The organism is Ramlibacter sp. (assembly GCF_029866045.1).
In the GTDB taxonomy this organism is placed as follows: Bacteria; Pseudomonadota; Gammaproteobacteria; order Burkholderiales; family Burkholderiaceae_C; genus Ramlibacter.
Genome location: NZ_JARXAB010000028.1, coordinates 1 through 11,003, shown reverse-complemented (window position 1 = coordinate 11,003; position 11,003 = coordinate 1). Strand labels below are relative to the sequence as shown.

General features: G+C 67.5%; 11 protein-coding genes. 8 read left to right on the top strand and 3 right to left on the bottom strand.

Annotation, left to right across the window (positions count from 1 at the left end; translation table 11 throughout):
• Positions 1 to 27 precede the first annotated feature (27 nt).
• Entirely contained in the window at positions 28 to 1,419 is a 1,392-nt protein-coding gene (locus QE494_RS03375) for a GspE/PulE family protein (protein WP_300041493.1), read from the top strand.
• 96 nt (positions 1,420 to 1,515) lie between these two features.
• Here the strand turns inward: QE494_RS03375 and QE494_RS03370 are convergent, their stop codons facing one another.
• On the bottom strand, positions 1,516 to 2,079 hold the full coding sequence (locus QE494_RS03370) for a hypothetical protein (RefSeq protein WP_300041492.1): 564 nt from the start codon (positions 2,077 to 2,079) through the stop codon (positions 1,516 to 1,518).
• A gap of 8 nt (positions 2,080 to 2,087) precedes the next feature.
• A complete protein-coding gene (locus tag QE494_RS03365; protein ID WP_300041491.1) occupies positions 2,088 to 2,444 on the bottom strand; it encodes a winged helix-turn-helix domain-containing protein in 357 nt (118 codons plus the stop codon).
• Between the two features lie 187 nt (positions 2,445 to 2,631).
• Here QE494_RS03365 and QE494_RS03360 point away from each other — a divergent pair, with 187 nt between their 5' ends.
• Entirely contained in the window at positions 2,632 to 3,210 is a 579-nt protein-coding gene (locus tag QE494_RS03360) for a TMEM165/GDT1 family protein (RefSeq protein WP_300041490.1), read from the top strand.
• A 135-nt stretch (positions 3,211 to 3,345) separates the two neighbouring features.
• Here QE494_RS03360 and QE494_RS03355 read toward each other — a convergent pair whose 3' ends face one another.
• Positions 3,346 to 5,064 (bottom strand): SMP-30/gluconolactonase/LRE family protein, encoded by a 1,719-nt coding sequence (locus tag QE494_RS03355; RefSeq protein ID WP_300041489.1) that lies wholly within the window; start codon positions 5,062 to 5,064, stop codon positions 3,346 to 3,348.
• A gap of 177 nt (positions 5,065 to 5,241) precedes the next feature.
• On the opposite strand from QE494_RS03355, the gene QE494_RS03350 reads away from it, so the two are divergent.
• From QE494_RS03350 to QE494_RS03325, 6 genes are all read left to right on the top strand, one after another.
• Complete coding sequence (locus tag QE494_RS03350) at positions 5,242 to 6,213, top strand: tripartite tricarboxylate transporter substrate binding protein (RefSeq protein WP_300041488.1); 972 nt, start codon at positions 5,242 to 5,244, stop codon at positions 6,211 to 6,213.
• Positions 6,214 to 6,262: 49 nt separating this feature from the next.
• Positions 6,263 to 7,234 carry a tripartite tricarboxylate transporter substrate binding protein gene (locus QE494_RS03345; protein ID WP_300041487.1) on the top strand — a complete coding sequence of 324 codons (972 nt, stop codon included), beginning with the start codon at positions 6,263 to 6,265 and terminating at the stop codon, positions 7,232 to 7,234.
• Between the two features lie 37 nt (positions 7,235 to 7,271).
• Positions 7,272 to 8,222 (top strand): dihydrodipicolinate synthase family protein, encoded by a 951-nt coding sequence (locus QE494_RS03340; RefSeq protein WP_300041486.1) that lies wholly within the window; start codon positions 7,272 to 7,274, stop codon positions 8,220 to 8,222.
• 14 nt (positions 8,223 to 8,236) lie between these two features.
• Positions 8,237 to 9,418: a mandelate racemase/muconate lactonizing enzyme family protein gene (locus tag QE494_RS03335; protein ID WP_300041485.1), complete on the top strand. Its 1,182-nt coding sequence runs from the start codon at positions 8,237 to 8,239 to the stop codon at positions 9,416 to 9,418.
• 33 nt (positions 9,419 to 9,451) lie between these two features.
• Positions 9,452 to 10,387: a 2-dehydro-3-deoxygalactonokinase gene (locus QE494_RS03330; protein ID WP_300041484.1), complete on the top strand. Its 936-nt coding sequence runs from the start codon at positions 9,452 to 9,454 to the stop codon at positions 10,385 to 10,387.
• Positions 10,384 to 11,003: 2-dehydro-3-deoxy-6-phosphogalactonate aldolase (locus QE494_RS03325; RefSeq protein WP_300041483.1), on the top strand; the 620-nt coding region annotated here is incomplete at its 3' end. The genes QE494_RS03330 and QE494_RS03325, both read left to right, overlap by 4 nt.

Sequence of the window (11,003 nt, the reverse complement as noted above, 5' to 3'; positions counted from 1 at the left end):
GCCTTCGTACCGAAGAAGCGTCACCCCATGGCCCGCTACCCCCTGCCCTATGCCTTCGCCCGCGGCAGCCAACTGCTGCTGGAGGACGATGGCCACACCACCACACTGTGGCATGCAGGAGCACCGCCCGGGGCCGCCTGGGGCGAGGTGATGCGCAAGTTCCGGGTGAGCCACCTGCAGAGGCTGGACGCCGCCGCACTGGCGCAGCGCATCAGCGCGGCCTATGCCCAGGGGGAATCCAGCGCGGCCTCGGTGGTGAGCGAGGTGCAAAACGATGCCGACTTGTCGCGCATCATGCAGGAGCTGCCCGCCACGCTGGACCTGCTGGAGACCAGTGACGACGCGCCCATCATCCGCATGCTCAACGCGCTGCTGACGCAAGCCGCGCGCGATGGCGCCAGCGACATCCACATCGAGCCCTACGAGCGCCACTCCTCGGTGCGCTTCCGGGTCGACGGCACGCTGCGTGAAGTGGTCCAGCCCAACCGCGCACTGCACGCGGCCCTGATTTCGCGGCTGAAGATCATGGCCGACCTGGACATCGCCGAGAAGCGCCTGCCGCAAGACGGACGCATCAGCCTGCGCATCGGCACACATGCGGTGGACGTGCGCGTCTCCACCCTGCCCAGCGCCCATGGCGAGCGGGCAGTGCTGCGGCTTTTGGATAAGAGCGAAAGCAAGCTCAGCTTGGAGTCGGTGGGCATGACCGGCGACACGCTCGAGCGCTTTCAGCGGCTGATGGGTCAGCCCCACGGGATCATCCTGGTCACGGGGCCGACCGGCTCAGGCAAGACCACCACGCTGTATGCGACGCTGTCACGATTGGACGCGCAGACCACCAACATCATGACGGTGGAAGACCCGATCGAGTACGAGTTGCCCGGCATTGGCCAGACCCAGGTCAACCCGCGCATCGAGCTCGACTTCGCCAAGGCGCTGCGCGCCATCCTGCGCCAAGACCCGGACGTGATCATGATCGGCGAAATCCGCGACCACGAGACGGCGCAAATTGCCATCCAGGCCTCGCTCACCGGCCACCTGGTGCTGGCCACTTTGCACACCAACGATGCGGCCAGCGCAGTCACCCGCCTGACCGACATGGGGGTGGAGCCCTTTCTCCTGAGCTCCTCGCTGCTGGGTGTGCTCGCCCAGCGTTTGGTGCGCAAGCGCTGCCCGAAGTGTGCGGGCGCTGGCTGCGAGGCCTGCGGGCAGAGCGGCTACCAGGGGCGTACCGGGATCTTCGAATTGATGGTGGCCGACGACCGCTTGCGCGGACTGATCCACAGCCAGGCATCCGAAGCCAGCATTCGCGAGGCAGCCCTGGCAGGAGGCATGCGACTGATGCGGGACGACGGCGAACGCTTGGTTCAGGAGGGGCTCACATCCCGAGAAGAGTTGGTGCGGGTCACGCGGGACTGAGCGGCCCGGAGACGCTGCGCAGCGCGCTGAGCATGCGCTGAGGATGCGCCACGCTGCCGGCGCCCGGCCAGCCCCAGGCTGGCGCTCGGTCGTTGCTCAGTCGGCGCTCGGCGCTTGCCGGATCCGGCGCAGGCCGATTGCGCCCGCATAGAGCATGAGCAAGGTGCCCATACTGTCGCCGACAAACATGGGAACAAAGCCATGGAAAGGCGCCAGGCTGCCCTCCCGGCCCACGAAGTAAAGCGTGTGGACCAGGCTGCTGGTCACACCGCCGGCGAGGCCGAACACCAGCAGTTGCCGCCCCGTCATGCCAGCGAGGTCATGCCCGATTTGCAACGCCCTCTGAACCAGGCGTGCAGCCAGCAAGGAGGGCACGGACGACAGCGTGGCAAGCGCCAGTACATGGCCGGGTTGGATCGCCACCTGGTTGAAGAGAATCACCAAGGACCCCGCGAAAAGCCCCAAAACCCCGGCCCAGCCAAAGAGCAACACCGACACCATGCGAATGGCGGCCGGCAGGAAGATCCAACTGATGTTGTCAGTGACCTTGACCTGGCTGAAAAGCCAATCGTTTAGCTCAAAAACGAAAGCATAGGCCAGCGCCGTCACGAAGGCGCCGGCCAAGGCCTCGCTGGCACTGAGCCCGCGCCCGACAACCATGTGCCGGTTTAGCGGGGTTGGGCCTTCTGAATGCACTGGCCCAGCGCGGCGAAGTACTTCAGCGAGAGCTCAGTGGGTTGCACGTACTTGAAGCGGTTGTCTGCCTCGTCGCTCTCGACCTTGAGCATGCCCTTGGTGCGAAGCGCCTTGAGCCGGCGTTGCACGGTGGAGGGGGAAATTTCGGCCATGCCGTGCATGGCTTCGACCACCGTGATGCGCTGGTTCAGGTACCAGGACCGGGCCAAGAAGGCCAGGATGCGGTCTTCAACCGCGTCGATTTCGGGCAGGCCCGGGAGCTCCCGGCTCGCCGCCACCAGGTTAAGAAATTTAAAGTACAAATTCGACTGTTCTTTCTTGGTCGCCATGACTTTCCTTCCTGAAATGAACTTCAATAGTAACGCAATGAGTCCCAAAGTGCTCAATATTTATCAATAAAGCGTTCCTCCGTGCGAGGGCATGCATGAAGGGCTGGGCTGACCGAGTCAAGGACGCGGCGCCGATCGATCTCATCCATGGGCGGGACGGGCCCGGACACTACACTCAACCCGACTCATGGAATCCCTGCTCGTCTCCACCGGCGTCGTCGCCCTGGCCGAAATCGGCGACAAGACCCAGCTGCTGGCGTTCATTCTCGCGGCCCGCTTCAAGAAGCCGCTGCCCATCATTCTGGGCATTCTGGTAGCCACGCTGATCAACCACGGTCTGGCTGGCGCCCTCGGGGCCTGGATCACATCTGCCATCAGCCCTCAGGTGCTGCGCTGGGTGCTGGGTCTGTCCTTCATTGGCATGGCAGTCTGGACCCTGATCCCCGACAAGATCGAGGAAGAAGAGACCCAGGTTGCCCAGCGTCTGGGCGTGTTCGGCGCCACCCTGGTTACCTTCTTCTTGGCGGAAATGGGCGACAAGACACAGATCGCGACGGTGGCCATGGCGGCGCACTACTCGCAGGCCCTGATGGTGGTCGCCGGGACCACGCTGGGCATGCTGATCGCTGATGTGCCGGCGGTCTTCATCGGGGACAAGCTCGCGGGCCGCATCCCGATGCGGCTGGTGCACGGCATCGCCGCCGCCATTTTTGCCGGGCTGGGCGTGGCGACGCTTCTGGGTGCGGGAGCCAGGCTGGGCCTCTGAGCGGCCAGGGCGCCGCCATCAGAACGTAGGCGGCTCTTCACGCTTGGCAGGTGCAGGTGCAGGGCCAGTGCCGTCCCCGAATCAGTTCTCGTGTAGGGACAGGCGTAGAGGCCTTGCCTCGCGGGCCTGCACCGTTCAGCCCCCGAACATGGTCTCGGGCAAACCCCGTACGCCGGGGACCTGAACGGCCAGAAGAGAGCCCGACAGCGGCGCGGCCTCTAGGGCGGCGCCGCTCAGGCGCACTGAGGCACTGGTGATGTAGAGCGTGTCCAGATTCGGGCCGCCGAAGCAGCAGCTGGTGGGGCGGGGCACAGGCAGCTTGATCCGCATCAGCTCACGGCCCTCCGGCGAGTAACGTGACACGCGCCACGCGTCCCAGACGGCCACCCACAGGCAGCCCTCTTCGTCGACTGTGAGGCCGTCGGGCCTGCCGTCGGTGGCATCGAGCACGATGAGGGGCTGGCGGTTGCTGATCTCGCCAGCGCGCAGGTCGAAGTCGTAGCGGTAGACGGTTCGCCGGTGCGAGTCTGCGAAATACATGGCGCGGTTGTCGGGGCTCCAGCCCAGGCCGTTGGCGACGGTGAAGCCGCTGTCCATTTTTTTCCAGGCACCGTCGGCCTCGACCCGAAACAGGTTGCCACGGTTGGCGGCGGTGGCCATGTCCAGTGTGCCGACCCAGAAGCGGCCGAGGCGGTCGCACTTGCCGTCGTTGTAGCGGTTGCCGGGCCGGTCGGCCTCGGGGTGGCACAGCAGAGTCAGGCGGCGGCTGTCGGTGTCGAAGGCCATCAGCCCGCTGGGGGTGGCGGCCAGCAGCCCGCCTGAGGCCTTGGGGATGGTGACGCTCACCATGGAACCGAGCTTGAATTCGGCATCGTGTCCACTGGGCCCGTCAAGGCGGTGAATGGCCGGCGTGAGGATGTCTACCCAGTACAGGGCGCTGTCCCGGGGTGACCACACCGGCCCCTCGCCCAGCAGGGTGCGCGACTCGACGACGCAGCGAACCTCCAGCGCGGTGGCTTCCGGTGGCGCGTCGTTCGGTTCAATCGAGGTGAACTGGCCGCCGGCGTTGTGCGAAATCCGCCGGGCGGCGCCGATGAGGGCCGGGGCAAGGCTGTGCGCCTGGGGCAGGTCCATGCGCTCCGCCCGGGAGCGAACACAGATGGCACCCACCGGCTGGCCTTCGATGTCGAAGATGGGCGCTGCCAGCGACACTGCCCCTTCATGCCACTCGTCCACCTCGAGGGCATAGCCGCGGGCGCGTGTGAGGTCGAGCTCGCTGCGCAGCGCGGTGGGCTCGGTCAGGGTCTGCGGGGTGTAGCGCTTCTGCGGGCCACTGGCCAGCAACCTCGACTGCCAGGCCGGGTCGCGGCAGGCCAGGATCACCTTGCCCAGGGCGCTGGCGTGCAGCGGCAGGCGCAGGCCGATCGGCAGCGGCTCCGGCTCCTCGCGTCCGGGCGATTCGCAGGCAATGAGCACCACCGAGTCGCCATCGAGCACCCCGAGCAGCACCGACTCGCGGAAGGTGTCGCGCAGCCTGACCATTTCGTCCTGTGCGGCCAGCCGCAGATCGAAATCGCTCCAGACCTCATGCGCTAGCTCCAGCAAACGAAAGCCCAGCCGGTACGTCCGGGTGTAAGCGTCGTGGCGCAGCAGGCCCTCGCGCATCAAGGTCGCCAGGATGCGGTGGAGGGTGGCCTTGGGCAGCCGACTGGCCCGGAGCAGCTCGGTGAAAGTCATCGGGACCCGGGCCTGGGAAACGATGTTCAGCAAGCCCATGGCCTTCTCCAGCACGCCCAGCCCAGGGCCTGGCTCGGCCGGGGCGGATACTTCGGAGTGGAGTTCGACGGGTTCCATTAGTTGGGACTTGGGCGCCTTGCACCTCAAGCCTGACATTCTGCCCGACCCCGCTTCAAGAGGGCTGTATTGGTCAAATCCTCAAGGGTTTACGCGAATGGCTGGGCTCGCCAAGGGAGTGAGAATGGCCCACGATTAGTTCCATTCAACAGAACTCAGGAGACAAGTATGCGCTTCATGACACGTTTTTGCGCCCTGGCCAGCCTCGCGCTGGCCGTGTGGAGCCCGCTGCCGGCCACCGCCCAGGACGGCTACCCCACCAAGCCCATCCGCCTGGTGGTGCCCGTGCCTCCGGGCGGCGCCGCAGACGGCATGGCCCGTATGGTGGCCGAGCACCTGCAGGCCAAGTGGGGCCAGCCGGTGGTGGTGGACAACAAGCCCGGGGCCGGCTCGTCCGTCGGCATGTCGCTGGTGGCCAAGGCACCGGCCGACGGCTACACACTTGGCCTGGGCAACATCGCGGCCAACGCGATCAACCCGGCCCTGCAGCCGGCCCAGTTCCCCTACCAACCGGTGCGCGACTTCGCCGCCATCAGCGTGGTCGGCGTGACGCCGCTGGTGCTGGTGGTCAACGCAGAGAAAGTGCCCGCGCGCAGCGTGGCCGAATTGGTCACCTTCCTCAAAGCCAACCCCAATCTGGCCTACGGCTCCTCGGGCGTGGGCTCCTCGCTGCACCTGGCGATGGAGTTGTTCCTGCAAAAGACCGGCACCAAGATGCTGCACGTGCCCTACAAGGGCTCGGCGCCGATGACCACCGACCTGCTCTCCGGCCAGGTGGTGGCGGCCATCGACGCAGCGGCGACCAGCATGCCGCATGTGCAAAGCGGCAAGCTGCGGGCCCTGGCGGTCACCGCCTCGGAGCGCGCCTTCTTCGCCCCTGACCTGCCCCTGATGCGCGATCTGGTGCCCGGCTTCGAGATGCGCCCCTGGCACGGGATGATGGCGCCCGCCGGCACACCCGCCGCCATCCTGACCAAGGTCTCGCAGGAAGTGAACGCCTTCCTGCGCACCCCGGCCGCCCGGGCCAAGCTGCAGGACCGCGGCATCATCCCGGCAGGCAACACACCGGCCGAATTCCAGGCCTTCATGGGCAGCGAGTTCGAGACCTACCGCAAGGTCATTCAGGACGCGGGCATCAAGGCAGACTGACCAGGTCTGCCACCGCCGTACACACCCACCTCTACCCTCGAAAGCTTCCATGACCCGCATCACACGCCGTCACATCGCGGCCGCCTGCGCGCTGGCGGGCCTGGCTCTCCTGCCCGGCCTCAGTGCAGCACAAACGGCCTGGCCCTCCAAGCCTCTGACCATGGTCGTCCCCTTTGCGCCTGGGGGTGCAGGCAATGGCTCCCTGCGCATCCTGTCGGAGATCATCGGCCCGCAATTGAACCAGACGATCGTGGTGGACAACCGACCTGGCGCCGGCGGCATCACTGGCACGGCAACGGTGACCGGCAGCAACGACGATCACCTGTTTCTCATGGGCAGCACCTCGATGACGATCCTGCCTGCGTTGCGCAAGGACTTGCCCTACGACACGCAGCGTGACCTCAAGCCGGTCGGGATGATCTCGTCTCAGCCCATGGTGCTCGCGGTCGCAGCCAACTCGCCGCTGAGAACCCTGGACGACCTGGTCACCCAGGGACGCGCCGGCAACCTCTCGGCTGGCAACAGTGGCGTCGGCACGCTGTCGCACCTCGCCACCGAGCTGATCAACCACAAGCTGCAGACACGCATCACCGCCGTCCCCTACAAGGGAGACAGCGTGCTGCTGCCAGACGTCGCGTCCGGCACCATCTCGATCGGCATGGTCAACCTGCCGGTGGCGCTTCCCTTGATTCAAGCCGGGCGGCTGCGCGCGCTGGCAGTCACCTCGCAGCAACCCGTCGCCAGCCTGCCGGGCGTGCCGGTGCTGCGGACGCTGGGCGAGGAGTTCGTCATCACTGGCTGGGCGGCGCTTTTTGCCGCGCGCAATGTGCCGGCGGCCGAGGTCGAACGCTTGGGCGTGCTGCTGCGGCAGGCGCTGGCCCAAGGGGCGGTGAGAGAAAAATTCGCGGCCTTCGGCGTGGCACCCGAGGTCGCCACCCCGACCCAGCTCAACGCATTTGTCCAGGGTGAAACCCGGCGCTGGGCCGACGTGGTGAGCAGCCGCGGTATCAAGCTCGAGTGAGCGCGGTCCGCACACTCCACAAGAAAGTTTGAGCGACGTGACACAAAACTCCACTGCCGTGCCGATCGGCGGCGTATTCCCGGTTCTGCCCACTCCCTTCGACCCGCAGGGCCAGCCGGATGTCGGCTCTTTGCGGCGCCTGGTGCGCTACCTCTTGCGCTGCGGCGTGGACGGCATCACCTTTCCGGGTGTGGCCAGCGAGTTTGCACAACTCAGCGAAGACGAGCGACGGCAACTGCTGGAGGTGGTGCTGGCCGAGACCGGTGGGCGAGTGCCGGTGGTGGCAGGCGTCACCAGTGCCGATGCCGAAATGACCCTGCGGCTGGCGCGCCACGCCCGCGACCACGGCGCCCAGGCCCTGATGGTGGCCGCGCCGCCCCAGTGGAACGAGGCCGGCCCGCAAATCGCCTATTTCGAGCGTCTGGCGCAAGCAGTGCCCGGGCTGGCCGTCATGCTGCAGAACGTGCCGCCGCCGGTGGGCGCGGGCCTGGCGCCCAAGGTGCTGCTGGAGGTGGTGCGGGCGGTCCCCGCCATCCGCTACATCAAGGAAGAAGCCCTGCCCAGCGGCCAGCGCCTGAGCGTGGTGCTCGCCGATGCGCCGGCCAGCCTGCTCGGCGTGCTCGGCGGCGCGGGCGGCCGCTACATCACCGACGAATTGCGCCGGGGCGCCTGCGGCACCATGCCGGCGATTGAACTGGCCGAGGTGCATGTGGCGCTCTTTGTCGCCCATCGCCAGGGTGACGCGCGGCGGGTGCGCGAACTCTTTACCCGCATGCTGCCGGTGCTCAACACGCAGGCGGTGTTCCGCTGGGCGCTGACCAAGCAGGTGCTGCTGCAACGAGGGCTGATTGACCACGGCGGCCAGCGCATCGACGGCCCCCGCCTCGACGCGATGGACCGTGCAGACCTTGACGCCTTCCTCGCCGACCTCGGGGACCTGCTGCTGCCGCCCGAGGCACTGAGCGCGTTGAAGAACCCTCCGGGCTGAACCGGGAGCGCCTGTTGACAGCCTCGAAATTGCCGCGAATCCAGAAGGTCGAATCCTTCATCATTTCGATCCCGCGCGACACGCCCTACCTCGGCCCGCTTGGGCCCGGGGAGCAGATCAACGCGCGCGGCTACCTGGTACGCCAGGGCAACCGCACCATCTACCCGAGCACCGACATGTCGGTGCTGGTCAAAATCACCGCCGAAGACGGCACAGTGGGCTGGGGCGAGACCTACGGCATCGTCGCACCACAGGCCGTCACCAGCATCATCGACGACGTGCTCGGGCCCGTGATCCTGGGGCGCGACCCGTCCGACCCGATGGTGATCCAGGAAGACCTCTACGACCTGATGCGGGTACGTGGTTTTTCTGGCGGCTATTACGGCGACGCCATCGCCGGCGTGGACATTGCGGTCTGGGACCTGTACGGCAAGTGTGTGAACCTCCCGGTGGTCAAACTGCTGGGGGGCCAACGCAGCACCCGCATCCCCGCCTACATTTCCGGCCTGCCGGGCAAGACGCTGGACGAGCGGCTGGCGCTGGCGCGCAGCTTCCAGGCCCGCGGCTTCAAGGCCTTCAAATACGCGGCGGCGGTGTCCTTCGACGGCATCGTCGAGGAGATGCGGGCCCTGCGCGAGGGCCTGGGCCCCGATGTGGAGTTGATGGTCGACCTGCACTGGAAGTTCACCGCCCAGGAAGCCATTCAGTTGATCGACCGGCTCATGCCCTGGCGCCCCTGCTTCGTGGAAGCACCCTGCGCGCCGGAAGACGCCGAGGGCCAGGCCCAGGTGGGCGCGCGGGTGCGGGTGCCGCTGGCACTCGGCGAAGAGTGGCACACCCTCTACGAATACCGGTCACGGATGGAGCGCCGCAGCATGTCCATCGTGCAGCCCGAGATGGGGCACACGGGCCTGAGCCAATTCATCCAGATCGGCCGCATGGCGCAGGCCTTCCACATGCGGGTCATGCCGCATGCGAGCATTGGCCTGGGCATCTTCCAGGCGGCCAGCCTGCATGCGGCAGCCGCCCTGCCCAATTGCCCGATGCACGAATACCAGCACTCGGTGTTTGACCGCAACCTGCGCTTCGTGCGCACCCGTATGCGCTGCGCCGACGGGCACTTCGAGTTGCCTGAGGGCCCGGGTCTGGGCATCGAGCCGGACGATTCGGTCTGGCAATACCTGCGGCCCAAGTAATCCGGCTGAAGCCCGGCGCATCAAGGAAGTTTCATGTCTCAGCCCGTGCTGATCGCCCTCGACTGGGGCACCTCCAACCTGCGCGCCAGTTTGCTCGATGCGAAAGGTCACACCCTGGAGGCGCGCAGCGCTCCCGGCGGCGTGATGGCCGTGCCCGATCGGGACTTTGCCGGGGCCCTGCTGCGCCTGTGCGGGGACTGGCTCGAGGCCCACGCGCTGCCGGTGATCGCCAGCGGCATGGTCGGCAGCCGCCAGGGCTGGCAGGAGGCCCCCTACCTCGACTGCCCGGCCGACCTCGCTTCGGCGGCGCGCCAGTGCATCCAGGTCGAACTGAAAACCGCCAGCGGTGCGAACCGCACGGTGCACATCGCGGCGGGCCTGCGCTGCCTGCATGACGATGGCGCTTACGACGTGATGCGGGGCGAGGAGACCCAGATCTGGGGCGCTGGCATTCCCGACGGCCGCTGCTGCGTGCTGCCTGGCACCCACAGCAAATGGGCCTGGACCGGCGCCCAGGGCCAGGTGGCGCGCTTTCGCACCTACCTCACCGGCGAGTTGTATGGCCTTCTCACCCAGCACGGCATCCTCGGGCGGCTGATGGTCCATGGCCAGGCCCGGCCCGCGGCCTTCGAAGCTGGCGTTCGGCGCGGCCTGGCCGGCCACCATCAGGCCACCCACCTCCTGTTCGCTGCCCGCACCGCGGGCCTGATGGGGCAAGTCGAGCCCGAGGGCCTGCCCGATTACCTGTCTGGCATGTTGCTAGGAATCGAAATCGCCGCCGCCAGCGAAGCCGGTGGCCAGGCCGCACTGGCCGGCGGTGTCACCCTGATCGGTGACGACGGCCTGTGCAGCCGTTACGAGACGGCGCTGAATCTCGCCGGCATCGCCAGCGCACGCGCTCTGGCCGAGGCCACGACCCAGGGCCAGTGGCTGCTGGCGCGGGCGGCCGGATTGGTGGGGGCGGCATGAGCGCGCCGATGCAAGCCCCTGGCACCCCCTCGCCAGCAGGCCGCCTTCTCGACGGCCACCCGCTGGTAGCCATTTTGCGCGGCGTCACCCCAGCGGAGGTGCTGGACGTGGCCGCCGTGCTGCTGGACGCAGGTATCGGCGCGATCGAGGTGCCGCTCAACTCGCCGCAACCGCTGGAGAGCATCGCCCGGCTCGCGGCGCGCCACGGGCACGAGGCGGTCATCGGCGCGGGCACGGTGCTGAGCGTCGATGCGGTGCGCCAGGTCGCCGACGCCGGCGCGCGGGTGGTGCTCGCGCCCAACTTCCATCCCGCAGTTGTGCAGGAGGCGCTGACGCGGGGCCTGCTGCCCATGCCGGGCGTGGCCACGGCCACCGAGGCCTTTGCCGCCATCGATGCCGGCGCCACGCACCTCAAGCTGTTCCCGGCGGATGCGCTCGGGGTGGCCACGGTCAAGGGCTGGGCCGCGGTGCTGCCCGCCGGCACTGCCATGTTCGCGGTGGGCGGCATCGACGCGGGCAATCTGGGGCAGTTTCGTGCGGCCGGCGTTGCTGGTGCGGGTATCGGCTCGGCGCTTTACAAAAGTGGTGTGGCGCTGGATGAACTGCACCGGCGGGC